Genomic DNA, 25610 nt, shown 5'->3' with positions numbered 1-25610 from the left:
CCCAGGAACTGCCACACTCTTCCCGAAACCAAGGGAGGCGACGTGGACATCCACGGGTGGGCGCGCATCAGCCGGGAAACGCGCATCGACTGGACCGTCGACCCGCACGAAGTCGTGCTCACCTTCGACGGGCCGCAGGGCTTCGAGCTGCTCGCCGACGCCGAAGCCCTGCGCCACCTGATCCGCGAGTGCGGCGCGGCCCTCGCCGAGTTCGAGCGCGAGAACGCGCCTCAGGCGGGCCAGTGAGCGCGCCAGTCGCGCGCCGTCATCGCCGTCACGCCCGCCGCGCGCGCGGACTTCTCCGCCGCCCGCACCCTGGCCTCGAAGGCCCGCGCCACGGCCCGCAGCTCGGTCTCCGGGTCCTCCCCCGCCAGCTTGGCCAGCGCCGCCGTGGCGAACAGCCGCTCGCCGGTGCCCTCGCCGCCGGGCAGCAGGTCGGCGGGCAGCCCGGCCCGCGAGGCGCGCTGGGCCAGCTTGCCCGCCAGCGCCACCGCGGGCTGGCCGGAGGCGACGCCGTCCAGGCTGGACTCGCGCCGCTTCTCCACCTGCTTGAGCTCTTCCCACCGGTGCTGCTGCGAGGTGGCGTCGTGCACCGCCGGGTCACCGCCCTGGAACACGTGCGGGTGCCTGCCGACCAGCTTGGCCACCAGGTCGGCGGCCACCTCGTCGATGCCGAACGGCTCGGCGTGCTCGGCGGCGATGCGGGCGTGGAACAGGACCTGCAGCAGCACGTCCCCCAGCTCCTCGCGCATCGCCGCCCGGTCGCCGTCCTCGATGGCCTCCAGCAGCTCGTAGGTCTCCTCGACCAGGTACTGCCGCAGCGACTTGTGGTCCTGCTCGGCGTCCCACGGGCAGCCGCCGGGCGAGCGCAGCCGGTCCATCACCGACACCACCTCCAGCAGCTCCGCGCCCTCCGGTTCGGGGCCGCGCACGACCCGCGCGCCCGCTTCGACCAGCCGGGCGGCCCGCGGTTCGGACAGGTCGGTGGTCAGCAGCACCGACCCCGGCGGCAGGACCTCCGGCGCGGGGTCGACGCCCTCGGACAGCGGCACGCCCTCCCCCGCGTACACCGCCGTCGCGGCCCGCAGGACGGGCAGCGCGGCGGCGGGCAGCAGGTCGGGCAGCCGGTCGTCGAGCAGGACGACCGCGGGCGTGGCGACAGCGGTCACGACGCCCGCTGCGGGCGCACGGCCACCTGGTAGCCCGCCCGCTGCCCCTCGGAGGGGGCGACGGCCATCTGCGAGGAGTCCCACACGCCGTAGCGCGGGTTGACCCGGATGTCCTGCCGGTCGGCGTGGAACTGCACCAGGCGCAGCCCCACCTTGGCCAGCGCGTCGGGGGTGGCGGGCTCGGCACCGGTGTCGCCCTCGGGCGCCTCGGCGTCGGTCTCGCGCTCCTTGACCAGCGCCACCATCCACAGGCCGGAGTCCGGGTCCGGCGGGAACGCGACCACGGTGTTCGCGGGCACGCCGAACAGCGGGGTGGCGGCCAGGCCGGGCGACTGCACCGCGTGCACGGACTCGCCGGTGCCGCCCGCCTGCCGGTCCTCCTGCTGGGCGGCGCGGATGAACTCGGCCATCTTCGCCGGGTCCTTGGCGACCTCGTCGGCCTTGTCCCTGGCCTCCTCGGTGGACTTGGTGAAGAAGTAGTCGAAGGTGACCGACAGCTTCTCGAAGTACTTGCGGCCCAGCTCAAGCTGCAGGTACTGGTCGCGGGCGCGCTCGTCGCGGATGGTGGTCGCGTCGAACAGGGTGCCCGCGCTGGCCGCCTCGCCGCCGCCGAGCCGCTCCATGGCCTCGGTGAGCGTCTCGTCGCTGACGCTCACGCCCTCCTGCTGCGCCAGCTGGAGGGTCAGCTCGTGCTGGATCTTGTACGTCAGGATGTTGCGGGCCGCGTCGGCCAGCCCCATCTCCGGCTGGCCCTGCAGCGCGGGGCCTTCCGCCCGGCGGTCCAGGTAGTCGTCGAGTCGTTGCTGGACGAACTCCAGCGGGATCGCGGTGTCGCCGATGATGGCGGCCGAGCCCACCTGGCTCGGGCCGGACCCGCAGCCCGCCACGAGCAGTGCGACGGCCACGCCGACCAGGGTGAAGCGCCTCTGCACAGTCCTCACGCGAAATACCTTCTCACGAACCCGTGACGGGGCTCACGGGAGTACCCGACAAAGATTCCAGGAAGTGCGCGCACCACTGGAGCAGTTCCTGGTCGCGCAGCTGCGGTGCGCCCATCCGGCCGCCCGCCGCTCCCTCGGTCGGCCGAGGCACCGACACGGTGGCGGTGGCCTGCTTGTAGACCGCCTTCGGGTGCAGCCGCTGCAACCGCACCAGCTGCGAGTCCTTCAGCTTCAGCGGCGCGAACCGGATCGAGCTGCCCTGGGTGGCCACCTCGGTCACGCCGTGGGCGCGGCAGGTGTGCCGGAACCTGGCCACCGCGAGCAGCCGCTCGACCGGCAGCGGCGGGGTGCCGTAGCGGTCCTTGAGCTCGTCCCACACCGCCTGCAGGGCGGCCTCGTCGCCCGCCGCCGCGATCTTGCGGTACGCCTCCAGCCGCAGCCGCTCGCCCGGCACGTAGTCGTGCGGGATGTGCGCGTCGACCGGCAGCTCCACCCGGACCTCGGCCAGCTCCTCCTCGCCGTCCACGGCCGCGCCCGCGTGCCTGCGGAACGCCTCGACCGCCTCGCCGACCAGCCGCACGTACAGGTCGAAGCCGACGCCCGCGATGTGGCCGGACTGCTCGGCGCCCAGGATGTTGCCCGCGCCGCGGATCTCCAGGTCCTTCATGGCCACCGCCATGCCCGCGCCCAGCTCGGTGTTCTGCGCGATGGTGGCCAGCCGGTCGTGCGCGGTCTCGGTCAGCGGCGCCTCCGGCGGGTACAGGAAGTAGGCGTACCCGCGATCCCGGCCGCGGCCCACCCGCCCGCGCAGCTGGTGCAGCTGGGACAGGCCCAGCAGGTCGCCGCGCTCGACGATGAGGGTGTTGGCGTTGGAGATGTCCAGGCCGGTCTCCACGATCGTCGTGCACACCAGCACGTCGTACTCGCGCTCCCAGAACCCCTGGATGATCTTCTCCAGCTTGTCCTCGTTCATCTGGCCGTGCGCGGTCACCACCCGCGCCTCGGGCACCAGCTCGCGGATGCGCCGGGCGGCCTTCTCGATCGTGGACACCCGGTTGTGCACGTAGAACACCTGGCCGTCGCGCAGCAGCTCGCGCCGGATGGCCGCGGCGACCTGCTTGTCGTCGTAGGCGCCGACGTAGGTCAGGATCGGGTGCCGCTCCTCGGGCGGGGTGAGGATGGTGGACATCTCGCGGATGCCCGCCAGCGACATCTCCAGCGTGCGCGGGATCGGCGTGGCGGACATGGTGAGCACGTCCACGTGCGTGCGCAGCGCCTTGATGTGCTCCTTGTGCTCGACGCCGAAGCGCTGCTCCTCGTCCACGATGACCAGGCCGAGGTCCTTGTAGCGCAGGCCCTTCTGCAGCAGCCGGTGGGTGCCGATGACGATGTCCACCTCGCCGTCGGCCAGGCCCGCGACGACCTGCTCGGCCTCGGCCGGGTCGGTGAACCGGGACAGGCCCTTGACCTTCACCGGGAAGGCGCGCATCCGCTCGGTGAAGGTGTTCAGGTGCTGCTGCGCCAGCAGGGTCGTGGGCACCAGGACGACGACCTGCTTGCCGTCCTGCACCGCCTTGAACGCCGCGCGCACCGCGATCTCGGTCTTGCCGTAGCCGACGTCGCCGCAGATCACCCGGTCCATCGGGACCGAGCGCTCCATGTCGGCCTTGACCTCGTCGATGGCCGCCATCTGGTCCACCGTCTCGGTGAACGGGAAGGCGTCCTCCAGCTCCCGCTGCCACGGCGTGTCCGGGGCGAAGGCGTGGCCGGGCGCGGCCTGCCGGGCGGCGTAGAGCTGCACCAGCTCGGCGGCGATCTGCTTGACCGCCTTGCGCGCCTTGGCCTTGGTGTTCTTCCAGTCCGAGCCGCCCAGCTTGTTCAGCGTGGGCAGCTCGCCGCCGACGTAGCGGGAGACCTCGTCGAGCTGGTCGGTGGGCACGAACAGCCGGTCGCCGGGCTGGCCGCGCTTGCTGGAGGCGTACTCCAGCACCAGGTACTCGCGGGTCGCGCCCGCCACGGTGCGCTGCACCATCTCCACGTAGCGGCCGATGCCGTGCTGCTCGTGCACCACGTAGTCGCCCGCCTTGAGCGCCAGCGGGTCCACCGCGTTGCGCCGCCGCGACGGCATCCGCCGCATGTCCTTGGTGGACGTGCCGCCGCGCCCGCCGGTCAGGTCGGTCTCGGTGAGCACCACCAGCGCCAGCTCGGGCAGCGCGAAGCCGTCCTCCAGCGCGCCGCGCACCACGGTGACCTTGCCCGCCTCGGGCACCTCGGTCAGCGCGTCCACGCACCCGGCGGGCACCTCGGCGTCGCGCAGCTGCTCGGCGGCGCGCTGGGCGGTGCCCGCGCCGGGCACGACGAGCACGGCCGTGCCACCGGAGGAGGTGTGCGCGCGCAGGTCGGCGAAGGCCCGGTCGATGTCGCCCTGGTACGCCTCGACGTGCTTGAACTCCAGCCGCAGCACGTCCGCGCCCTCGGTGGTGAGCTGGCTCAGCGTCCACCACGGCCTGCCCGCGGCGCGCGCGGCGTCGGCGACCTCGTCCAGCCCCCGGTAGGCGGACGCGCCAAGGTCGATCGGGGCCTTGCCGCCGCCCGCGGCGGCCATCCAGGACGCCTCCAGGAACTCCTGGCCGGTGCGGACCAGGTCGTGCGCGCGGGCCCGGATCTTCTCCGGGTCGTTGAGCACCACGTGGGTGCCCTCGGGCACCACGTCGGTGAGCAGCTGCAGCTCCCCCTCGCACAGCGCGGGGATCAGCGCCTCCATGCCCTCGGACGGGATGCCGCTGGCGATCTTGTCCAGCATCTCGGCCAGCTGCGCGTCGGCCTGGTGCTGGGCGGCCAGCTCGGCGGCCCTGGCCCGGACGTCGTCGGTGAGCAGCAGCTCCCGGCACGGCGGCGCGGTGAACCCGGCGACCTCCTGCGGCAGCGACCGCTGGTCGGCCACGGCGAACGGCCGGATCTCGCTGACCTCGTCGCCCCAGAACTCCACCCGCAGCGGGTGCTCGGCGGTCGGCGGGAACACGTCCAGGATGCCGCCGCGCACCGCGAACTCGCCGCGCTTCTCCACCATGTCCACGCGCGTGTAGGCCAGTTCGGCGAGGCGGACCAGCAGCTGCTCGAAGTCGTGCTCGGAGCCCACCGCCAGCTCCACCGGGGCCAGCTCGCCCAGACCGGGGGCCATCGGCTGGATGAGGCTGCGGACCGTGGCGACGACGACCTTGAGCGGGTTGCCCTCGGGGTGGGCCAGCCTGCGCAGCACCTGCAACCGGGCGCCCACGGTGTCCGCGCGGGGCGAGAGCCGCTCGTGCGGCAGCGTCTCCCACGACGGGAAGATCGCCACCGCGTCGTGGCCGATCAGGTCGCACAGCACCGAGGTCAGCTCCTCGGCCTCGCGGCCGGTCGCGGTGACCGCGAGCACGGGCGCGCGCTGGGCCAGCGCGGCGGCCACCACCGGCCGCGCGGCGGGCGCGCCCTCCAGTTCCAGCGCGGGCGCGCCGACCGAGTCGATCAGCGCGCGCAGCGGCTTGTCGGGCAGGACGGCGGTCAGCAGACCGGACAGCGGACCGGGCTGGGGCATGTGCGGCAGCTCCCGTGCGGTGAAACGCGGACAGACCCCTGCCCGGGACGAGTCGGCCTCAGCAGGGGTGCTCGCCCCCAGCCTACGGGGACGGCGCGGTCGCCCGCCCGCTGACACCGGGATCGCGGGGCGGGCGGCGAGGCGCGGGTGGCAGACGGGGACCCCACACCGGATGGGGCATCCTGGTCGGCATGGCCCGACTCGCCGGTTTCGCCGCGGCAGCGCTCATGATCACCGCGGGTAGCGCCGCGGGTTGCACCGCCGAGCCGTCCACGGGCGGCAGCGCCCCGACGGTGAGCGCGCCCGGCGCGAGCACCGGCTCGGATTCGGGTTCGGGCAAGGGTCTGGCGGTGGAGACCGTCGCCTCCGGGCTGACCCACCCGTGGGAGGTCGGCTTCCTGCCCGACGGGCGGATGCTGGTCACCCAGCGGCCGGGGAAGATCAGCCTGGTCGCCGACGGGCGGGTGACCGACCTGGACGCCGACCTCACCGACGTGGTGGCGCGCGGCGAAGGCGGGCTGATGGGGCTGGTGGTGCAGGGCGAGAACCGGTTCACCACCTGCCACAACACCGCCCAGGACGTCCGGCTGGTCACCTGGGAGCTGACCGGGACCACCGCGAAGCGGGTCGCGGACCCGCTGCTGGCCGGGCTGCCCGCCAACCCCAGCGGCAGGCACTCCGGTTGCAGGCTGGCCCTGGACCGGGACGGCACGATCCTGGCGGGCACCGGCGACACGGCCAGGGCCGCGGTGTCGCAGGACCGGTCCAGCCTCGGCGGCAAGGTGCTGCGGATCGACCCCGAGAGCGGTCAGGCGACGGTCTACACGTACGGGCACCGCAACGTGCAGGGCGTGGCCGTGCGCGAGGACGGGATGATCTTCACCGCCGAGCACGGCCCGGACGTGGACGACGAGGTCAACGTGCTGCGCGAGGGGGCGAACTACGGGTGGGACCCGTCGCGGGGCGGGACCGTGGGCGGGTACAACGAGGAAGTGCCCATGACCGATCTGGAGCGGTTCCCGGACGCGGTGCGGGCGGTGTGGTCCAGCGGCAGGCCCACCGAGGCGCTCTCCGACGCCGTGTTCCTGTCCGGCGAGCGGTGGGGGGACCTGGACGGGGTGCTGGCGGTGACCGCGTTGAAGGGGTCGAAGCTGCTGCTGTTCACCGTGACGCCGGAGGGCGGGGTGCACTCGGTGGCGGTCCCGCCCGAGCTGGACGACACGTTCGGCAGGCTGCGGGGCGCGGAGCTGGGGCCCGACGGGGCGCTCTACGTGACCACGTCCAACGGCACCGACGACAAGGTCCTCAAACTCACCCCCCGCTGACCCCCGCGAGTCGAACGCTCAGGTACCGCGAGTCGAACGCTCAGGACCCCTGAGTTCGTCGCTCAGGTCGCGCGAACTGAGCGTTCGGGTCGTGTGAGTTGAGCGTTGGGGTTGGGTGGGGGTGAAAAGCGGCGCTCGCGGAGTCCGCTGCGCGCTCCGCGCGCGCCCCTGATGCGTGGGCAAGTACTACCCGGCGGAGTTGGGAGGGCCGGTAAGTACTACCCGAGGTGCGGCGGAAGCGCGGCGCAGGGCGCGAAAGTGCGGGTTGAGGTGCGCGAACGCTCGGTTCGTGGTGTCTGGACGCGCGACTCGCAGGGGCGACACGCCCGACACGCCCATGAGTGGGTGACACCGGGAGCGGGCGTGGTCGTCCTGAGCGTTGAACTCGGGGGTCCTGAGGGTTCGACTCGCGGGTCAGCGGATGCGGAGCTTGGGTTTGTGGTCCATGTGGGACAGGCCCTTCCAGGCCAGGTTCACCAGGTGCGCGGCCACCTCGTCCTTCTTCGGCTTGCGCACCTCCAGCCACCACTGGCCGGTCAGCGCGACCATGCCGACCAGGGCCTGGCTGTAGAGGGCGGCCAGCCTGCGGTCGTAGCCCTGCCGGGAGAAGTGCAGCCCGAGGATGCTCTCCACCTGGGAGGCGATGTCGTTGAGCAACGAGGAGAACGTGCCGGTCGACGAGGCCACGGGGGAGTCGCGCACCAGGATGCGGAACCCGTCGGTGGAGCCCTCGATGTAGTCCAGCAGCGCGCAGGCGGCCTGCTCCAGCAGCTCGCGGGGGTGCCCGCCGGACAGGGCGTTGACGATCTGGTCCATCAGCGACTGCATCTCGCGGTCGACCACGACCGCGTAGATGCCCTCCTTGCCGCCGAAGTGCTCGTAGACCACGGGCTTGCTCACGCCCGCCCGGTGCGCGATCTCCTCGACGGAGGTGACCTCGAAGCCCTTCTCGGCGAACAGGGCGCGGGCCACGTCGAGCAACTGCTCGCGCCGCTCCTTGCCGGTCATCCGCACGCGCGGTACCGGCGTCGCGTCGTCCTGCTTCCTGGCCGCCATTTCAGCCAGCCTAAACGCCCGCCCCCGCGCCGGGCGCGAGGGGCGGGCGGTGGAGGTCACTTCTTGGCGGAGATGCGGGTCAGCCGCTGCTGGTTGGGCCAGCGCACGTTGGTCGCCCAGCCGAACTTCTCGAACGCCCAGATCATCCGCGCCGAGATGTCGATCTGGCCGCGCTTGACGCCGTGCCTGGCGCAGGTCGGGTCGGCGTGGTGCAGGTTGTGCCAGGACTCGCCGAAGCTCAGGATCGCCAGCGGCCAGAAGTTGGCCGACTTGTCGCGGGCCGCGAAGGGGCGGTCGCCGATCATGTGGCAGATCGAGTTCACCGACCAGGTCACGTGGTGCAGGAACGCCACCCGCACGAAGCCCGCCCAGAAGAACGCGGTGAACGCGCCCCACCAGGACAGCGTGGCCAGGCCGCCGATGAGGGCCGGGAGCAGCAGGCTGGCCGCGGTCCACAGCGGGAACAGCTTGTCGACCTTGACCAGGTCCTTGTCGGCCAGCAGGTCGGGGGCGAAGCGCTGCTTGTTGGTCTTGTCGCGCTCGAACAGCCAGCCCATGTGGGCGTGCCAGAAGCCCTTGGCCAGGGCCACCGGGCCGCTGCCGAACAGCCACGGCGAGTGCGGGTCGCCCTCGCGGTCGGAGAAGGCGTGGTGGCGGCGGTGGTCGGCGACCCAGTCGATGACCGGGCCCTGCAGCGCCATGCTGCCCGCGATGGCCAGCGCGATCTTCAGCGCCCGGTTGGCCTTGAAGGAGCCGTGGGTGAAGTAGCGGTGGTAGCCGACCGTCACACCGAGGCCGGAGATGCAGTAGAACAGCGCGAACAGAGCGACGTCGACCCAGCCCAGCCCCCAACCCCAGGCGAACGGGACGGCCGCGAGCAGTGCCAGGAACGGCACGATGACGAAGACGTAGACGCCGGCCTGCTCGGCGTTGCTGCGCTGCCCGTCCGTCAACGGCTTCGGCCCCCTGTTCGGGGGACCCGGCGGCGTGGACCTGTTCTCCAGGGTGCTGGTCATACAACTACCTCTTGTTGTAGTCCGGTCGAGTGCTACTTACGGCACCGTAACTTACGGCAGCGTAAGTTAGCTGGACTCCGCCCGCCAGAGCTGCGCGCGTTTTCACGGCGTGTTCTCAGGAACTCCGGCGTGTCACGTCGCAACTGGGCACATGCGGAGGTGGGATCGCCACGGAGCTGGGCCCGGCCCCGGCGTTCTCCCGGTGTCGCATGACCTCGGAGTACCCGTTCTGGCGGCGATCTACCGCGAACGACGTCGTGCCGTGCGCGTGACCGATGGGCCAGGCGGTCGTGGACGGGCCGGCCCGATACATCGAGGTGTCCGGCGCGGAGCGCACCGCGTCCCGCAACACCGACCGGGAGGGTACGAAAGGGCACTGACCGGGTTTGTCAGTTCGCTCAAGCAACCGAGTTGACCAGCCATAACACGCTAGGTAACGGTCCAGTCACGAAAAGCAGACGGCCAGTTGAGTGGTGCTGCTGACCTGGGGACCGCACTCGTGACAACATGTGTGCGCGCGAGCGGACCACCTCGCGGCGATCCGCCATGGTGTAAAGGCAGCACCTCGGATTTTGGTTCCGATGGTCCAGGTTCGAATCCTGGTGGCGGAGCGAGAGACCGGGCCGGCCATCCGGCCCGGTCGCCCTGCGCGCGCATGGGGGGTGGGGGCCGCTGCACGAGGACACGGTCGACGAGCAGGAGAACGGGGCGCCCTCGCTCCACGAGATGTCCGACGCCTGGCTGGTCGGCCGCGCGAGCGAACTGGTGGCCGTGGCCCAGAGCAGCCACCTGTCCGATCAGCTCGAAGCGGCCCACGAGGTGGACGACATCCTGGCCGAGGCGCAGGGCCGGGGCGAGCCGCGCATCGTCGCCCAGCTGCTGCGCGCCTCGGCCATCGTCCGGCTGGTCACCCCCGGCCTGGTCGACATGGTCGACGAGATGCTCGACGAGATGCTGGCGCACACCCGCAGGCACGGCCTGGTGGTGCTGGAGGCCGAGGCGCGGGCCCTGCGCGGACGTCGCTACCTGCTGGGCGGGTACGAGGACAAGGCGCTGTCCGAGGTCGCCTGCGGCCTGGCCATGCTGGAGGAGGACCTCACCCCGGACCCGATGCTGGACAAGCGCACCTGGGACCGGCTGCTGGCCTCGGCGCTGCAGAGCACCGGCCTGGTGCTCACCCAGCTGGGCGTCTACGAGATGGCCGACCAGGTGCTGGCGCGGGCGCACAACGCCATCCGGCAGAGCGCCGGGCCGCACCAGATCTACGTGCACCTGATGAACCGGGCCCGGATGCTGATCGGCTGGGGCCTGCGCCTGGAGCGGGTGAACAACTTCGAGGAGGCCGCGGACCGGTTCACCACCGCCTCCCGCATCGCCGAGGCGGTCGAGGGCCCCTTCCGGGAGTCGCTGCACCCCGGCAGGCGCGACCGCTCGGCCGCCGAGCAGGTGCCGGTGATCGGCGCGGCGCACGCGCTGGCCAAGCCCGGCCCGGAGCACATCGCCCGGCTGTGGAGGCTGCGCGAGCTGTCGATGTACGCCCGCGAGCTGATCATCGTCTCCATCGCGCTGTCCCGCTGCCTGGAGCTGGAGGAGCTGCCCCAGCAGGCGCTGCAGGTGCTCAACGACGCGCGCACCAGCCTGGAGCACGACACCTCCGAGCCCACCCTGATGCTGTGCCTGGTGCGCGAGTACGCCCGGCTGTCCGGCCCGCACGGCGAGCACACCCCGTCGGCGCTGCAGGACTACGCCAACGCGCTGGAGGTGGAGCTGTGGCTGATGCAGGAGGCGCGCACCGCGACCCTGATCACCCGGCGCGACCACGAGCGGCTGGCCAGGGCGCACGGCGCGATCGCCCAGCAGGCGCTGCAGGACCCGCTCACCGGCCTGCCCAACCGGCGCGCGCTGGACGACCGGCTGGCCGCGCTGATCAGCGCCCAGACCAACCCGATGGCCATCGCGCTGGTCGACCTCGACGGCTTCAAGGTGGTCAACGACAAGCACTCGCACGCCGAGGGTGACGACGTCCTGCGGGTGATTGCCAGCACACTCCGGCAGGCCCTGCGGGGGGACGACCTGGTCGCCCGCTACGGCGGTGACGAGTTCGTCGTGCTGCTGCCCGGAGCGCCGCTGCACGCCGCCGAAGCGGCGCTGGGCCGCGCCGTGGAAGCCGTTGCCAGCTTGCCATCCGACCTGTCCAGGGGTGTCACGCTGTCGGTCGGCGTGATCTCCGTGCGCCCCCGCGAAAGCGCCCACGACGCCCTCGCCAGGGCCGACTCGGCGATGTACGCGGCCAAGCGCCGGGGCGGCTGCCAGGTCGCCGCGGTAACCGGCGACCTGCCGCCGGAGGCTTAGTATCGACACCTGGCGGGAGCCAGGCTTTCCCGCTGCAGGCACGCACTCAGCTAGGGAGAGCGCTGATGCTCGAGGGTGTCCCCACCCCAGTCAGCACGATCGTCCTCGCAGCGGGGGAAGGCACCCGCATGCGCTCAGCCACCCCCAAGGTGCTGCACCGCCTCGCCGGCCGCGCGCTGGTGGAGCACGCGGTGCGGGCCGCGGCGGGTCTCGACCCGACCCACCTGGCCGTCGTGGTCGGCCACGGCCGCGCCGCGGTCACCGAGCACCTCGACACCCTGGCCGCCGACCTGGACCGCAAGGTCGTGGTGGCGGTGCAGGAGGAGCAGAAGGGCACCGGGCACGCGGTCGGCTGCGGCCTGGCCGAACTGCCCCCCGACCTGACCGGCACGGTCGTGGTCACCTACGGCGACGTGCCGCTGCTGGACACCGACGCGCTGCGCGGGCTGCTGGTCGAGCACGGCGAGCGGGGCAACGCGGTCACCGTGCTGACCGCCGTGGTGGCCGACCCGACCGGCTACGGGCGCATCCTGCGCGACGCCGACGGCTCGGTGCGCGGCATCGTCGAGCAGAAGGACGCCACCGAGGCCGAGCGGGCCATCACCGAGATCAACTCGGGCGTGTACGCCTTCGACGCGGCGGTGCTGCGCGACGCGCTGTCCCGGCTGTCCACCGACAACGCCCAGGGCGAGCTGTACCTGACCGACGTGCTGGCCATCGCGCGCGGCGACGGCGGCCGGGTGGGCGCGCTGGTCACCGCCGACCCGTGGCTGGTGGAGGGCGTCAACGACCGGGTGCAGCTGGCCAGGCTGGGCGCGGAGCTCAACCGCCGGATCGTCGAGCGCTGGATGCGCGAGGGCGTCACCGTGGTGGACCCGGCCACCACCTGGCTGGACGCGGACGTGCGGCTGGCGCGGGACGTGCTGGTCGAGCCCGGCGTGCAGCTGCGCGCGGGCACCACCGTGGACGAGGGCGCGACCATCGGCCCGGACACCACGCTCAGCGGCTGCGCGGTCGGCGCGGGCGCGTCGGTGGTGCGCACGCACGGCAGCGGGGCCGAGATCGGGCCCGGCGCCTCCGTCGGCCCCTTCGCCTACCTGCGGCCGGGCACCCGGCTGGGCGAGGCGGGCAAGATCGGCACCTTCGTCGAGGTGAAGAACTCCGAGATCGGCACGGGCAGCAAGGTGCCGCACCTGAGCTACATCGGCGACGCCACGATCGGCGAGCACAGCAACATCGGCGCGGCCAGCGTCACGGTGAACTACGACGGCGTGAACAAGCACCGCACCGTCGTCGGGTCGCACTGCCGCACCGGCTCGGACAACATGTTCGTCGCCCCGGTCACCGTCGGCGACGGCGCCTACACCGGCGCGGGCACCGTGCTGCGGCGCGACGTGCCGCCCGGCGCGCTGGCCGTGTCCGGGGGGCCCCAGCGCAACCTGGAGGGCTGGGTCCTCACCCGCAGGTCCGGAACGCCCGCCGCCGCCGCGGCGGAACGCGCGCTGGCGTCGCAGAACGAGAAGACAGAAGAAGGGCGCTGACCGTGAACCCCACGATGTCCGGGACACCCAAGAAGAACCTGATGCTCTTCGGCGGGCGCGCCTACCCCGAGCTGACCGAGCAGGTCGCCAAGCACCTGAACGTGTCGGTCACCCCCCAGTCGGCCTACGACTTCGCCAACGGCGAGATCTTCGTGCGGTTCGAGGAGTCGGTGCGCGGGTGCGACGCGTTCGTCGTGCAGAGCCACTGCGCGCCGATCAACCAGTGGCTGATGGAGCAGCTGATCATGGTGGACGCGCTCAAGCGCGCCTCCGCCAAGCGGATCACCGTGATCATGCCGTTCTACCCCTACGCGCGGCAGGACAAGAAGCACCGCGGCCGGGAGCCGATCTCCGCCCGGCTGGTGGCCGACCTGTTCAAGACCGCGGGCGCGGACCGGCTGGTGGCCGTCGACCTGCACACCGCGCAGATCCAGGGCTTCTTCGACGGCCCGGTGGACCACCTGTGGGCCATGCCGCTGCTGGCCGAGCACATCCGCGCCAAGTACGCGGGCCGCGAGATCACCGTGGTCTCGCCGGACGCGGGCCGGACCAAGCTGGCGGAGAAGTGGGCGGACACCCTCGGCGGCACGCCGATCGCGTTCATCCACAAGACCCGCGACCCGCTGCGGCCCAACGAGGTGGTCGCCAACCGGGTGGTCGGCCAGGTCAAGGACCGGCTGTGCGTGGTGATCGACGACATGATCGACACCGGCGGCACGATCACCAAGGCGGTCGACCAGCTGCTCGCCGAGGGCGCCTCGGACGTGGTCATCGCGGCCACCCACCCGGTGCTGTCCGGCCCGGCCGTGCAGCGGCTGCGCGACTGCGGTGCCCGCGAGGTGGTGTTCACCGACACCCTGCCGATCCCTGCGGAGAAGCGGTTCGACGCGATGACCGTGCTGCCGATCGCCCCGCTGCTGGCGCGGGTGATCCAGGAGGTCTTCGAGGACGGCTCGGTGACGAGCCTGTTCGACGGCAACGCCTGAGCCCGGTGGTGCCCCGCGGGTGCCGGTGAGCACCCGCGGGGCACCCCGATTAGGGCTCCTCCCCGCGGTCGGCCTACACTGTTCAGGTTGCCTCGGCGAGGGCGAGCACCACGCTCGGCGTGATCGACGCGGCGGTTGTGGTGCCGCGCGTGTGTACCCTCCGCGCCACCCCTCCGTCGCAGGCCGCCACCCGCTCAGCCCCGCCCGACGTACAAAAGGCCATATCGTAAGGAGAGCCCCACCGTGTCCGAGGTCCGTCTCGCCGCCGAGCAGCGCACCGAGTTCGGCAAGGGCGCTGCCCGCCGCACCCGTCGCGCCGGCAAGATCCCCGCGGTGCTCTACGGGCACGGCTCCGACCCGAAGCACCTGGCTCTGCCGGCGCTGGAGTTCGCCCGTGTCGTCCGCGAGCACGGTCAGAACGCGGTGCTCACGCTGGACATCGACAGCTCCAGCGAGCTCGCCCTGACCAAGACCGTCACCACCCACCCCATCAAGAACTACATCGAGCACGTCGACCTGCTGCTGGTGCAGCGGGGCGAGAAGGTCACCGTCGAGGTGCCCGTGGTCGTCACCGGCGAGCCCGCCCCCGGCACCCTGGTCACCCAGGACCTGACCACGCTCCAGGTCGAGGCCGACGCGCTGAACATCCCCGAGCAGGTCGAGCTGTCCATCGCGGGCGTCGCGGCGGGCACCCAGATCCACGCCTCGGAGCTGGCCCTGCCGCAGGGCGCCACCCTGGTCACCGACCCGGAGGCCCTGGTGCTGGTCGTCGGCGCCGCCCCCACCGCCGCCGAGATGGACGGCGACACCGCGGCCGGCGAGTCCGAGGCCACCGAAGAGAGCTGAGCCCACCACGTCGGGCTGGTCGAACGGCACGCCTCCCCCACCGGCTGGTGGGGGTGGCGTGCCGTTGCCGCACCTGACCCCGGCGCTGGTGCGCCGCACCACGTTCCCCCGCAAGCGCGGCAGGGGCTACGACCCGGCCCAGGTGGACGCCTTCCTGCGGCACGTCGCGAACGCGCTGGCCCAGCACGCCGGGCCGCACCCCGACCAGGTGCGCTCGGTGGTCTTCCACGAGGTGCCCGGCGGGTACGACCAGCAGCCGGTGGACGAGTTCCTGGCCAGGCTGGAGTGGCAGCTGCGCAGCGGCCACGTGCCGCCGACCGCGCTGCGCAGCGGCGCGGACCTGCTGGCGGTGAAGCTGCCCCGCGCGTCGAGCGGATACGATCGCACCGAGGTCGACGCCTTCCTCGCCCGAGCCGCCGCCGCTCTGGAGGGCCAGGGCAGGATGAGCGCGAACGAGGTCCGCCACACCAGGTTCAGCACCACGTCGGGTCTGCGGCGGGGCTACCAGGTGCGCGCGGTCGACGCGCTGTTGGACGAGCTGGAGCAGGAGTTGCGGTCCCGTGGTCGATGAGCTGGCCCTGGTAGTCGGCCTTGGCAACCCCGGCCCGAAGTACGAGGGCAACCGGCACAACGCGGGCTTCCTGGTCCTCGACGTGCTGGCCGACCGGGTGGGCGGCAGGTTCAAGGCGCACCGGGGTGGGGCGGACGTGCTGGAGGGCCGTTTGGCGGGCCGCCGGGTGGTGCTGGCCAAGCCGCGCGGCTACATGAACACCTCAGGCGGGCCGGTGGCCGGGACGGCGAAGTTCTACAAGGTGCCGCCCGCGTCGATCGTCGTCGTGCACGACGAGCTGGACCTGCCCTTCGGCACGGTGCGGCTGAAGCTGGGCGGCGGCGAGAACGGGCACAACGGCCTGCGGTCGATCACCAAGTCGCTGGGCACCAAGGACTACCACCGGGTGCGGTTCGGGGTGGACCGGCCGCCGGGCCGGATGGACCCGGCGGACTACGTGCTGCGCGACTTCTCCGCGACGGAGCGCAAGGAGCTGGGCTTCGAGCTGGACCGCACGGCGGACGCCGTCGAGGCCCTGCTGTCGCTGGGCTTGGAAGCCGCCCAGAACAAGTTCCACTGACCCCACTCCCGCGCGCGATTTCCGCGCACCCCCCTGGTGCGTCGGCAAGTACTACCAGAGGGGTGTGAGAGGGCCGGTAACTACTACCCGAGGTGGGTGAGAGCGGGCGTCAGGGTGCGCGAACGTTGAATTCAGGGTGTCTGAGGGTTCGACTCGCGGGGGCGACACGCCCAACACGCCCATGGGTGGGTGACACCGGGAACGGGCGTGGTGGGCGTGTCGGTGGGGTCAGGAGGCGGGGACGAGGGTGGTGGCGGCGGAGCGGCGGAGCTTGCCGGACGGGGTCTTGGGCAGGCTGCCCGGCGGGAGCACCACGATCGAGAACGGGCGCAGGCCGACCGCGTCGACCACCTTCACGCTGATCTGCTTCTGCAGGTCCCGCACCGCGTCCTCCTGGTCGGCCAGGCGGGACTCGACCACCACGGCGAACCGCTCCCGCCGCGTGCCCGCGTCCAGCCGCACGGCCACCGCGTTGCCCGCGCGCACGCCCTCGACCGAGGTGGCGGCCCGCTCGATGTCGGTGGGGTAGATGTTGCGCCCGCCCATGATGATCACGTCCTTGCGCCGCCCGCACACGACGACCTGGCCGTCCACCACGTAGCCCTCGTCGCCGGTGTCCAGCCAGCCCTCGGCGTCCTGGGTGGCCAGCGGGCCGTCCACGGTCAGGTAGCCCGGTGTCACCGCCTCGCCGCGCACCCGCAGCTGTCCCACCTCGCGCTCGCCGCGCACCGCCCCCGACTCGTCGACGACCTGCACCTCCAGCCCCGGCAGGGGCGGTCCGAGCAGCGGGAACACCCTGGCGTCGGGCGCGTCGGAGGGCACCGCGCGCCGTCCGGCGGCCAGCTCCTCCTGGTCGACCGAGTCCACCGCCATGCCGGTGAACACCGGCGCGAACGCCACGCCCAGCGTCGTCTCGGCCATGCCGTAGGCGCACAGCACGCACTCGGGCCGCAGCCCGAAGCGCTCCCCCGCCGACACGAAGGCGTGCACCGCGGCCGGGTCGATCGGTTCTGCGCCGTTGAGCGCGATGCGCAGCGAGGAGAGGTCGAACGCGTCGTCGGCCTCCACGCCCGCCATCCGCCGGGCCACGATGGCGTAGGCGAAGTTGGGCGCGGCGGTGATGGTGCCGCGGTACCGGCTGATCAGGTCCGGCCACAGGGTCGGCCTGCCGAGGAAGTCCGCGGGCGTGACCTTCACCAGGTCGATGCCCAGCAGCATCGGCACGGTCAGGAAGCCGACCATCCCCATGTCGTGGAACAGCGGCAGCCAGGAGACCATCCGGTCGTTCTCCGGGTCCAGCTGGGCCGCCACGCGCATCCCCTGCGCGTTGGACCACAGGTTGCCGTGGGTGATCCGGACCGCCTTCGGGTCGGCGGTGGAGCCGCTGGTCAGCTGCAGCAGCGCCGGGCTGGACTCGGGCACCTCGACCGGTTCGGCCAGCGGCTCGCCGTCCAGCGCCTCCAGCAGCCGGTAGCGGATGCCGCGCTCGTCCAGCACCGGGGCCAGCGCGTCGAACGGGGCGCCCAGCAGCACCAGCTCCGCGCCGATCATGCGCAGCACGCGGACCGTGTCGGCGGCCCACTCGCCCAGGTCGGTGCGCGGGGTCGGCTGGTGCAGCATGGTGGTGCTGCCGCCCGCCAGCCACACGGCCTGCACGGCGGGCGCGATGGCCGCCGGGTCGCCCGCCAGCACGGCGACCGCCGCGCCGGGCGCGACCCCGTCCGCGACCAGCGCGCCCGCCGCCCGCCGCGCGTGCTCGTGCACCTGCGCCCACGTCCGGTGCGTCGGGGAGTTCGGTTCCCCCGTCGTCATGCCCCGGACGCGGCCGCCTGCGCTCGCCGCGGTCGCCACCATCGTGTCCACGAACCGACTCATGCGCGCCAGCCTAGAACGCGCCGTCTCATTAACCCGATAGGACGAAACAAGTCCACCCCCTTAACGCGATACTCCCCGGTACAGACGTGAAGGAGGTTCGGGTGGATCGGGCGGGGTACGACGCGCGCCAGCTGCGCAGGCCGGCTCATCCTGCGCCGTTGCTGACGGCGCAGGACTTGCGCCAGGTCACCTTCCACCGGCCGCCCCCCGGCCTGCCGGGCTACGACGAGTCCCAGGTCGACGCCTTCCTCGACCGCGTCGAGGAGACGCTGCGCGGTCGCGACGACGTGACCGAGCAGGACGTGCGCCGGATGCGCTTCCGCCCCGCCCGCCCCGGCTACCACGCGGCGGAGGTGGACGCCTTCCTGGAGCTGGTGGCCGAGACGCTCAGGTCGACCCCGCAGCGCAGGCAGGCCGTGGCCCCGGCCACCGGCGCGCACGCCACGTCCACCGGGATGCGCCCCGCGCCCCGGCTGACCCCGCAGGACGTCCGAGGCGTGCGCTTCCACAAGCCCAGACCGGGCAACCGCGGCTACGAGGAGGGCGAGATCGACGCGTTCCTCGAACGCATCGAGGCCACCCTGCGCGGCCAGGACGACCTGACCGCGCTGGAGGTGCAGGAGGCCGAGTTCAGCTACGCCCCGGCGGGCCAGGTCGGCTACGACGAGGACGACGTGGACACCTTCCTGGACCTGGTGGTGGTGACCCTGGAGCGCACCCCGCCGCGCCCGGCGCCCCCCGCCCGGCCCGTCCCGCCGCCGCCGGTGCGGCCCCGCCCCGGCCCCGGCACCCGCCCGCTGACCGCCAGGGACGTGCGCACGGTCGCGTTCGGCAAGCCCGCCAGGGGCAGCCGCGGCTACCAGGAGTCGCAGGTGGACAAGTTCCTGGACCGCATCGAGAAGACGCTGCTGGGCCAGGACGACCTGACCGCGCAGGAGGTCCGCGAGGCCCGGTTCAGCCGCCCGATCTTCGGCAGGCGCGGCTACGACGAGACCGAGGTCGACGCGTTCCTGGCCAGGGTGGAGAAGCAGCTGGGCGAAGGCCCACCCCGGCCCGCCGCGCTGCCGCCGATCAGCTCGTGGAAGCAGCTGCGCCTGATCAAGATCCCGCTGGCCGCTCCCAACCAGCGCGGTTATCGCACCTCGCAGGTGGACCGGGTGCTGGAGGAGGTCGGCATCGCGCTGGACGGCATGATCGGGGCCACCTCGGCGGAGGTGGCCAAGGCCAGGTTCGCGCTGTCGCTGATGGCGGGCCAGGGCTACGACTGCGACTACGTGGACGAGCTGATGCCGCTGCTGGCCGAAGAGCTGCGCCGCCGGGGCCGCTGAACCAGCGACCACCCCGCGACCGCTTCGCGACCACGAGGAGCCCGGTGACCGAGCCGTCCTACCTGACCACCACGCGCGCGTCCTACGACGCCGTCGCCGCCCACTACGGGGCCCAGTACGAGCGGGAGCTCGCGCGCAGGCCGCTGGACCGGGCCATGCTGGCCGCCTTCGCCGAGCTGGCGGGCCCCGGACCGGTTGCCGACGTCGGCTGCGGCCCCGGCCATGTGACGGCCCACCTGCGCGCCTCGGGCGTCGAGGCGTTCGGCGTTGACCTCTCGCCGGGGATGGTCGCCCGCGCCCGCGAGCTGCACCCCGGCCTGCGCTTCGAGGAGGGCGGCATGACCGCCCTCGGACACGCCGACGGCTCGCTGACCGGTGTGCTGGCCTGGTACTCGCTGTTCCACCTGCCGCCCGAGGAGGTGCCCACCGCGCTGGCCGAGTTCCACCGCGTGCTGGCCCCCGGCGGGCACCTGCTGCTGGCGTTCCAGCTGCGCGACGACCACGTGGACCTGGACCGGTGGTTCGACCAGGAGATCACCCTGCGCTTCCACCGGCTGGTGCCCGACGAGGTCGAGGAGCTGCTGCGCGGGGCGGGGTTCTCCCCGCTGGCGCGGATGACCCGCGAGCCCGTGGAGGGCGAGAAGCCGCCGCGGGCCTACCTGCTGGCCCGCAAGTAGCGTCTGCAAGTACTACCCGTGCCGCTTCTGCGGGCCGGTAACTACTACCCGCGCCGAAGTCGGGTAGTAGTTACCGGCCCACGGCGACGGGCCGGGTAGTACTTGCAGGCGCGGGTCAGCCCTCGGCGGTCTCGACGGCCAGCAGCCACTGGGCCTCGACGTCCTCGGCCTCGGCGAGCACCGCCTTCAGCTCGGCGTCCAGCGCCATCAGCCGCTCCGGGTCGGTGGCCGCCTCCGCCAGCTTGGCGTGCAGCTGGGCCTCCTTCTTCTGCAGCGCCTCCAGCCGCCGCTCCAGCCGGGCCAGCTCCTTGCGGGCGGCCCGCTGGTCGGCGGCCGAGGAGGACGACGGCGACGCGGCGCGCGGCGCGGGGGCGGCCACCGCCTCCCGCTGGGCGTCGCGGCGGCGCAGGTACTCCTCGATCCCGCCGGGCAGGTCGGTCAGCCCGCCGTCGCCGAACAGCGCCACGACCTTGTCGCACACCCGCTCCACCAGGTACCGGTCGTGCGAGATGACCACCAGCGTGCCCGGCCACGAGTCGAGCAGGTCCTCCAGCTGCTGGAGGGTGTCGATGTCCAGGTCGTTGGTCGGCTCGTCGAGCAGCAGCACGTTCGGCTCCGCCATCAGCAGCCTGGCCAGCTGCAACCGCCGCCGCTCACCGCCGGACAGGTCGCCCACCGGCGTCCACTGCCGCTGCGAGGAGAACCCGAACCGCTCGGCCAGCTGCGAGGCCGACAGCTCCTGCTTGCCCAGCACGACCCGCCTGGCCACCTCCTCCACGGCCTCCAGCACCCGCATCGAGCCGTCCAGGTCGTGCAGCTCCTGGCTCAGGTGCGCCAGCTTCACCGTCTGCCCCTGCACGCGCCTGCCCGCGTCCAGCTCGCGCTCACCGGCCAGCGCGCGCAGCAGGGTCGTCTTGCCCGACCCGTTCACGCCCACGATGCCGACCCGGTCGCCGGGGCCGATGCGCCAGGTCAGGTCGCGCACCAGTGTCCGCTCGCCAACCTTGAGCGTGGCGTCCTCCAGCTCCACCACCGTGCGCCCGAGGCGGCGCTTGGCGAACGCCATCAGCTCCACGCTGTCGCGCGGCGGCGGCACGTCGGAGATCAGCGCCTCCGCGGCCTCGATCCGGTAGCGCGGCTTGGACGTGCGGGCCGGGGCGCCCCGGCGCAGCCAGGCCAGCTCCTTGCGGGCCAGGTTGCGGCGCTTCTCCTCGATCGCGTCGGCCAGCCGGGCGCGCTCGGCGCGGGCGAAGATCCAGTCCGCGTAGCCGCCCTCGTACTGCTCGACGCGCCCGCCGACGACCTCCCAGGTCCGGGTGCACACGGTGTCCAGGAACCACCGGTCGTGGGTGACCACCACCAGCGCGCCACGCCGCGACAGCAGGTGCTCGGCCAGCCAGCGCACGCCCTCCACGTCGAGGTGGTTGGTCGGCTCGTCCAGCACCACCAGGTCCAGGTCCTGCACCAGCGCGGCGGCCAGCGCGACCCGCCGCCGCTCGCCACCGGACATGGTGGCCACCGGCGAGTCCAGCCCGAGCGCGGTGATGCCCAGCCCGTCCAGGATCGACCGCACCCTCGGGTCGGCGGCCCACTCGTGCTCGGCGGCGAACCCCAGCGGGTCCAGCACCGCGTTGCGCACGGTCGAGCCGTCGGGCAGCGAGGTCCGCTGGGTCACCACGGCCATCCGCAGGCCGCGGGTCTGGCTGACCCGCCCCTCGTCCGGCTCCTCCAGCCCGGCCAGCACCTCCAGCAGGGTGGTCTTGCCGCCGCCGTTGAGGCCGACGACGCCGATCCGGTCGCCGTCGCCCACGCCCAGGGAGACCCCGTCGAGCAGCGGGCGCACACCGAACGACTTGGAGACCGTCTCCAGGTTGACCAAGTTGGCCATCAACACACCTTCATCGAGATCGTGGGACGCGAGTGGGACACACCGGGCAGTCCCGCCCCTCAAGCCTAGACACGCGGCGGCCCCCGGTTCCGGACACCGGGCGACGCGGTCGAGCGGTCAGGCGTGGACCTCGGGTGGGGTGGGCCTGGGCGCTTCGTCGGTGCCGACCACCCGCGCGCCGTGCACCGGTCCCTGGGCGACGCGGACCGTGCGGCACACGCCCGCGCCCGCCAGCTCGGCGGCCACCCGGACCGCCGAGTCGCCGTCGGCGCACAGGAACGCGCAGGTCGGACCCGAGCCGGACACCATGCCCGCCAGCGCGCCCGCGTTCACCCCGGCGCGCAGCGTGCGGCGCAGGTTGGGGCGCAGGGACACCGCGGCGGCCTGCAGGTCGTTGCCCAGCAGCAGCGCCAGCTGGCGCGGGTCGCCCGAGGACAGGCCCTCCAGCACGGCCTCGGCGGGGCCGACGCGGGGCGGGTCGCCGTCCGCGCGCAGCCGGTCCAGCTCCTGGAAGACCTCCGGTGTGGACAGGCCGCGCCGGTCGAAGGCCAGCACCCAGTGGAACGTGTGCCGCGCCAGCACCGGCACGATCCGGTCGCCGCGGTCGGTGCCCAGCGCCGTGCCGCCGTAGAGGGCGAACGGGACGTCCGCGCCGATCTGCCCGGCCAGCTCGGCCAGCTCGTCGCGGGTGATCTCCACCCGCCACAGCGCGGCCAGCCCGACCAGGGCGGCCGCCGCGTCCGCGCTGCCGCCCGCCATGCCGCCCGCGACCGGGATGCTCTTGCGGATCACCACCCGGACCTTGGGGTCCTCGGGGTCGCGCCCGGTGTGCTCGGCCAGCACCCGCACCGCCCGCCAGGCCAGGTTGGACGGCCCGGTGGGCACCGCGTCGGCGCCCTCGCCGTGCACCTCCACACCGGGGTCGTCGGCGATGGCCACGGTGACCTCGTCGGTCAGCGACAGCGCCTGGAAGATCGTCACGAGGTCGTGGTAGCCGTCAGCGCGCGCGTCGCCCACTGCCAGGTGCAGGTTGACCTTGGCCGGGACGCGGACGGTGACCGGTGGCGGGACTACGGCGAGCACACCCTGAAGCCTACGGCTGTCGCGGGTGCTCGCGCTGCCACCGGTGGCCGAACTCCCGGAACGCGACCGCGCCCGCGAGCGCCGCCCGAAGGGGTCGGGCGGTGCTCGCGGGCGCGGTCGGGTGGGGTCAGACGGCCAGGACGGAACCGGCGAAGGTGTCCTTGATGTAGTCCTTGACCTGCTGCGACTGCAGCAGCGCCAGCAGGTCCTTGATCCGCTGGTCGTCCTTGAGCTCGGCGCGAGTGACCAGGCCGTTGGCGTTGGGGTTGCCCTCGGCCTTCTCCAGCGCCAACGCGTCGTCGGCGGGCTTCAACCCGGCGTCGATGGCGTAGTTGCCGTTGACCACCGCCGCGTCGGTGTCCTCCAGCGACCGGGGCAGCTGGGCCGCCTCCAGCTCGACGAACCGCAGGTTCTTCGGGTTCTCCGCGATGTCGCGGATGGTGGCGGTCTTCTCCGCGCCCTCCTTGATCTTGATCAGGCCGTTGTCCTGGAGCAGCTTGAGCCCGCGGGCCTCGTTGGTGGCGTCGTTGGCGACGGCGACCTGGGCGCCGTCGGGCAGGTCGGCCAGCGACTTGTGCTTGTTGGAGTACACGCCCAGCGGCTCGACGTGCACCGGGCCGATCCACTCCAGCTGGGCGCCGCTCTCGCTCTTGAAGGTGTCCAGGTAGGGCACGGTCTGGAAGTAGTTCGCGTCCAGCGAGCCGTCCACCAGCGCGGTGTTGGGCTGCACGTAGTCGGTGAACTCGACGACCTCGATCTTGAGGTTCTTCTCCGCCGCGAGGTTGTCGGCGACGTAGCGCAGGACCTGGGCGTGGGGCACCGGGCTGACGCCCACCTTCAGCGGCGCGTCGGGGTTGCCCGCCGCGCCGTTGTCGCCGCTCCCGCAGCCTGCCGCGAGCAGCACAGCGCCGAGGAGGGCAGCACGAATACGCATGGTGTTCCTTAACTACGGGGTGGGTCCGGATCAGACGGAGGCGTGCCTGCGGCGGTCGACAGCGCGCGCGGCACGGTTGAAGGCGAACTGGATGAGCGTGGCGATGACCGCCAGCACCGCGACCGTGCTCCACAGCACCCGGTCGTCGAAGCGCTGGTAGCCCAGCCGCACGGCGAGGTCGCCGAGACCGCCGCCGCCGAGCACCCCGGCCATCGCCGAGTACCCGAGCAGGGCGATCGCGGTCACGCCGATGGCGTTGATCAGCGCGGGCAGCGACTCGCGCAGCAGCACGCTGCGGACGATGCGCGTGGTCGTGGCGCCGGTCGTGACCGCGGCCTCCACCACCGAGACGTGCACCTCGCTCAGCACGTTCTGCACCAGCCTGCCGACGAACGGGATCGCGCCCACCGACAGCGGCACGATCGCCGCGGTCGGCCCGATGGACTGGCCGATGACCAGCCGGGTGAGCGAGGTCAGCAGGACGAGCAGGACCAGGAACGGCATGGCGCGGCCGAGGTCGACCACGAAGCCGAGCAGCTTGTGCAGCAGCGGCCTGGGCCGCAGCCCACCGGGGGCGGTGAGCTGCAGCCAGACGCCGACGGGGATGCCGAGCAAGGTCGCGATCAGGGTGGAGACGGCCACCATGTACAACGTCTCGCCGGTCGCGGTGACGAGGTAGTCGAACACGGTGGACCAGGGTGTTGCCTTCCTCACGCAGCTACTCCCTGCGGACCCGTCGGCGTGCGGCGCACGGCGCCGCCCGCCTCGGTGATCCACTCCAGCGCCGAGTCGGCGCGCTCGCCGTTGAGGCCGACGCGGAACCGCGCGACCGGGGTCTCGCCGAGCCTGGTCAGGCCGCCGCCGAGCAGGTTCAGCTCCACGCCGAAGCGGCTGGTGGCCTCGGGCAGCAGCGCGCCCACGGCGGCGAAGCCGACCAGCACCACGTCGGCCACCCGGTCGTAGGAGCGCTCGACCGCCGGGTTCTGGTCCACGGCGGGCAGCAGCGAGGCGGCGGTCCGGCTGGCCGCGTCGGAGACCAGGTCGAGCACCTTGCCGTGCTCCACGACCCTGCCGCCCTCCAGCACCGCCACGTCGTCGCAGATGCGGCGGACCACGCCCATGTCGTGGGTCACCACCAGGACGGTCACGCCCAGCTCGGCGCGGGCCCGGTCCAGCACGGTCAGCACGGAGCCGGTGGTCTCGGGGTCCAGCGCGGAGGTCGGCTCGTCGGCCAGCAGCACCGACGGGCTGGCGGCGAGCGCGCGGGCGACCGCGACGCGCTGGCGCTGGCCGCCGGAGAGCTGGTCGGGGTAGGAGCCCGCCTTGTCGGTCAGGCCGACCAGGTCCAGCAGCTCGGCCACGCGGGTGCGGCGCTGCGGCCCCGGCACGCCCGCGGACTCCAGCGGCAGCGCCACGTTGCCCGCGGCGGTGCGCTGGCGCAGCAGCGAATCCCCTTGCGGCACAACGCCGATCTGCCTGCGGGCGGCGCGCAGCGCGGACCCGCCCAGCGACACCAGGTCGGTGCCGTCGACGCGGATCGCGCCGCTGTCGGGGCGCTCCAGCAGCGCGACGCAGCGGGCCAGGGTGGACTTGCCCGCCCCGGAGGGGCCGACGACGCCGAGCACCGTTCCGGCGGCGACGTCCAGGTTCACGCCGTCCAGCGCGCGAACCTGACCGGTACTGCCGGGGAAGGTCTTGGTGAGGTTTTCGACTGTGATCACGTTTTCGCTCCACGACTGCGCGCGGCAGCGCGCGCTCGTGGCGCGCGCGACCGAGATCTGCTGCTGAAGGGGTGTCCGCAGAGGACGGCGAGGATTGCCTGGTGCCGCTGGTGCCGCTAGGCGAGGGAGCCGCGACAGCCCGTGGCAGTGCGACGGCCGTGGTCG

The 25610-nt window shown here is 72.9% G+C and carries 21 protein-coding genes and 1 tRNA gene; 11 read left to right on the top strand and 11 right to left on the bottom strand.

Going from position 1 to position 25610, the window contains the following annotated elements:
- Positions 1-42 precede the first annotated feature (42 nt).
- Complete coding sequence (locus tag JOF41_RS34670) at positions 43-246, top strand: hypothetical protein (protein ID WP_189224352.1); 204 nt, start codon at positions 43-45, stop codon at positions 244-246.
- On the opposite strand, the gene JOF41_RS34665 is transcribed toward JOF41_RS34670, so the two are convergent.
- From JOF41_RS34665 to mfd, 3 genes are read right to left on the bottom strand one after another with little or no spacing between them, the layout of a single operon-like run.
- Positions 231-1169: a nucleoside triphosphate pyrophosphohydrolase gene (locus JOF41_RS34665; RefSeq protein WP_189224351.1), complete on the bottom strand. Its 939-nt coding sequence runs from the start codon at positions 1167-1169 to the stop codon at positions 231-233. The two genes, JOF41_RS34670 and JOF41_RS34665, sit on opposite strands and share 16 nt — an antisense overlap.
- Positions 1166-2110, bottom strand: coding sequence for a SurA N-terminal domain-containing protein (locus JOF41_RS34660; RefSeq protein WP_189224350.1), 945 nt, complete (start codon positions 2108-2110; stop codon positions 1166-1168). Before JOF41_RS34660 ends, JOF41_RS34665 begins: the two co-directional genes overlap by 4 nt.
- Before the next feature lie 13 nt (positions 2111-2123).
- Positions 2124-5687: a transcription-repair coupling factor gene (mfd, locus tag JOF41_RS34655; RefSeq protein ID WP_209623849.1), complete on the bottom strand. Its 3564-nt coding sequence runs from the start codon at positions 5685-5687 to the stop codon at positions 2124-2126.
- A gap of 191 nt (positions 5688-5878) precedes the next feature.
- On the opposite strand from mfd, the gene JOF41_RS34650 reads away from it, so the two are divergent.
- The gene (locus JOF41_RS34650; RefSeq protein ID WP_209623848.1) at positions 5879-7012 is read left to right on the top strand and encodes a PQQ-dependent sugar dehydrogenase; all 1134 of its coding nucleotides are present in this window, start codon (positions 5879-5881) and stop codon (positions 7010-7012) included.
- A 414-nt stretch (positions 7013-7426) separates the two neighbouring features.
- On the opposite strand, the gene JOF41_RS34645 is transcribed toward JOF41_RS34650, so the two are convergent.
- On the bottom strand, positions 7427-8020 hold the full coding sequence (locus JOF41_RS34645; protein WP_189224583.1) for a TetR/AcrR family transcriptional regulator: 594 nt from the start codon (positions 8018-8020) through the stop codon (positions 7427-7429).
- 104 nt (positions 8021-8124) lie between these two features.
- A complete protein-coding gene (locus JOF41_RS34640; protein WP_209623847.1) occupies positions 8125-9084 on the bottom strand; it encodes an acyl-CoA desaturase in 960 nt (319 codons plus the stop codon).
- Between the two features lie 540 nt (positions 9085-9624).
- On the opposite strand from JOF41_RS34640, the gene JOF41_RS34635 reads away from it, so the two are divergent.
- The 7 genes from JOF41_RS34635 to pth all read left to right on the top strand — a co-directional run bounded on the left by JOF41_RS34635 (position 9625) and on the right by pth (position 15939).
- Positions 9625-9695: transfer RNA gene (locus tag JOF41_RS34635), tRNA-Gln, on the top strand.
- Between the two features lie 115 nt (positions 9696-9810).
- Complete coding sequence (locus JOF41_RS34630) at positions 9811-11436, top strand: GGDEF domain-containing protein (RefSeq protein WP_189224346.1); 1626 nt, start codon at positions 9811-9813, stop codon at positions 11434-11436.
- A gap of 65 nt (positions 11437-11501) precedes the next feature.
- Positions 11502-12977: a bifunctional UDP-N-acetylglucosamine diphosphorylase/glucosamine-1-phosphate N-acetyltransferase GlmU gene (gene glmU / locus JOF41_RS34625; protein ID WP_189224345.1), complete on the top strand. Its 1476-nt coding sequence runs from the start codon at positions 11502-11504 to the stop codon at positions 12975-12977.
- A 14-nt stretch (positions 12978-12991) separates the two neighbouring features.
- Positions 12992-13963 carry a ribose-phosphate diphosphokinase gene (locus tag JOF41_RS34620; protein ID WP_189224344.1) on the top strand — a complete coding sequence of 324 codons (972 nt, stop codon included), beginning with the start codon at positions 12992-12994 and terminating at the stop codon, positions 13961-13963.
- A 243-nt stretch (positions 13964-14206) separates the two neighbouring features.
- Positions 14207-14809: a 50S ribosomal protein L25/general stress protein Ctc gene (locus JOF41_RS34615; RefSeq protein WP_189224343.1), complete on the top strand. Its 603-nt coding sequence runs from the start codon at positions 14207-14209 to the stop codon at positions 14807-14809.
- A 58-nt stretch (positions 14810-14867) separates the two neighbouring features.
- Positions 14868-15380 carry a DivIVA domain-containing protein gene (locus JOF41_RS34610; protein ID WP_209623846.1) on the top strand — a complete coding sequence of 171 codons (513 nt, stop codon included), beginning with the start codon at positions 14868-14870 and terminating at the stop codon, positions 15378-15380.
- Positions 15370-15939 (top strand): aminoacyl-tRNA hydrolase, encoded by a 570-nt coding sequence (gene pth, locus JOF41_RS34605; protein ID WP_189224341.1) that lies wholly within the window; start codon positions 15370-15372, stop codon positions 15937-15939. The genes JOF41_RS34610 and pth overlap by 11 nt, the downstream gene beginning before the upstream one ends.
- 228 nt (positions 15940-16167) lie before the next feature.
- Here the strand turns inward: pth and JOF41_RS34600 are convergent, their stop codons facing one another.
- Positions 16168-17814: a fatty acyl-AMP ligase gene (locus JOF41_RS34600; protein ID WP_209623845.1), complete on the bottom strand. Its 1647-nt coding sequence runs from the start codon at positions 17812-17814 to the stop codon at positions 16168-16170.
- 158 nt (positions 17815-17972) lie between these two features.
- Between JOF41_RS34600 and JOF41_RS38035 the strand changes: the two genes are divergently transcribed.
- Both JOF41_RS38035 and JOF41_RS34580 read left to right on the top strand, forming a co-directional pair.
- Positions 17973-19142, top strand: a complete 1170-nt coding sequence (locus JOF41_RS38035) for a DivIVA domain-containing protein (protein WP_276515727.1) — start codon at positions 17973-17975, stop codon at positions 19140-19142.
- A gap of 44 nt (positions 19143-19186) precedes the next feature.
- Positions 19187-19819, top strand: a complete 633-nt coding sequence (locus JOF41_RS34580) for a class I SAM-dependent methyltransferase (RefSeq protein WP_209623844.1) — start codon at positions 19187-19189, stop codon at positions 19817-19819.
- Positions 19820-19934: 115 nt separating this feature from the next.
- Here the strand turns inward: JOF41_RS34580 and JOF41_RS34575 are convergent, their stop codons facing one another.
- From JOF41_RS34575 to JOF41_RS34555, 5 genes are all read right to left on the bottom strand, one after another.
- The gene (locus tag JOF41_RS34575; protein WP_209623843.1) at positions 19935-21707 is read right to left on the bottom strand and encodes an ABC-F family ATP-binding cassette domain-containing protein; all 1773 of its coding nucleotides are present in this window, start codon (positions 21705-21707) and stop codon (positions 19935-19937) included.
- 117 nt (positions 21708-21824) lie between these two features.
- Positions 21825-22790: a 4-(cytidine 5'-diphospho)-2-C-methyl-D-erythritol kinase gene (locus JOF41_RS34570; RefSeq protein ID WP_189224337.1), complete on the bottom strand. Its 966-nt coding sequence runs from the start codon at positions 22788-22790 to the stop codon at positions 21825-21827.
- A 127-nt stretch (positions 22791-22917) separates the two neighbouring features.
- Positions 22918-23724 (bottom strand): MetQ/NlpA family ABC transporter substrate-binding protein, encoded by an 807-nt coding sequence (locus tag JOF41_RS34565; RefSeq protein ID WP_209623842.1) that lies wholly within the window; start codon positions 23722-23724, stop codon positions 22918-22920.
- Between the two features lie 30 nt (positions 23725-23754).
- Positions 23755-24438, bottom strand: a complete 684-nt coding sequence (locus JOF41_RS34560) for a methionine ABC transporter permease (RefSeq protein WP_189224335.1) — start codon at positions 24436-24438, stop codon at positions 23755-23757.
- Positions 24435-25445 carry a methionine ABC transporter ATP-binding protein gene (locus JOF41_RS34555; RefSeq protein WP_189224334.1) on the bottom strand — a complete coding sequence of 337 codons (1011 nt, stop codon included), beginning with the start codon at positions 25443-25445 and terminating at the stop codon, positions 24435-24437. The genes JOF41_RS34560 and JOF41_RS34555 overlap by 4 nt, the downstream gene beginning before the upstream one ends.
- Between the last annotated feature and the right edge of the window lie 165 nt (positions 25446-25610).

The organism is Saccharothrix coeruleofusca (genome assembly GCF_017876325.1).
In the GTDB taxonomy this organism is placed as follows: domain Bacteria; phylum Actinomycetota; class Actinomycetes; order Mycobacteriales; family Pseudonocardiaceae; genus Actinosynnema; species Actinosynnema coeruleofuscum.
This window is presented reverse-complemented; position numbering and strand designations above follow the sequence as displayed.

What these genes read in the sequence shown, in the direction of transcription:
- mfd (WP_209623849.1), bottom strand. Translation starts at nt 5,687, where the DNA reads ATGCCCCAGCCCGGTCCGCTGTCCGGTCTGCTGACCGCCGTCCTGCCC.
- JOF41_RS34650 (WP_209623848.1), top strand. Translation starts at nt 5,879, where the DNA reads ATGGCCCGACTCGCCGGTTTCGCCGCGGCAGCGCTCATGATCACCGCG.
- JOF41_RS34645 (WP_189224583.1), bottom strand. Translation starts at nt 8,020, where the DNA reads ATGACCGGCAAGGAGCGGCGCGAGCAGTTGCTCGACGTGGCCCGCGCC.
- JOF41_RS34640 (WP_209623847.1), bottom strand. Translation starts at nt 9,084, where the DNA reads ATGACCAGCACCCTGGAGAACAGGTCCACGCCGCCGGGTCCCCCGAAC.
- JOF41_RS34630 (WP_189224346.1), top strand. Translation starts at nt 9,811, where the DNA reads ATGTCCGACGCCTGGCTGGTCGGCCGCGCGAGCGAACTGGTGGCCGTG.
- glmU (WP_189224345.1), top strand. Translation starts at nt 11,502, where the DNA reads ATGCTCGAGGGTGTCCCCACCCCAGTCAGCACGATCGTCCTCGCAGCG.
- JOF41_RS34620 (WP_189224344.1), top strand. Translation starts at nt 12,992, where the DNA reads ATGTCCGGGACACCCAAGAAGAACCTGATGCTCTTCGGCGGGCGCGCC.
- JOF41_RS34600 (WP_209623845.1), bottom strand. Translation starts at nt 17,814, where the DNA reads ATGAGTCGGTTCGTGGACACGATGGTGGCGACCGCGGCGAGCGCAGGC.
- JOF41_RS34575 (WP_209623843.1), bottom strand. Translation starts at nt 21,707, where the DNA reads ATGGCCAACTTGGTCAACCTGGAGACGGTCTCCAAGTCGTTCGGTGTG.
- JOF41_RS34565 (WP_209623842.1), bottom strand. Translation starts at nt 23,724, where the DNA reads ATGCGTATTCGTGCTGCCCTCCTCGGCGCTGTGCTGCTCGCGGCAGGC.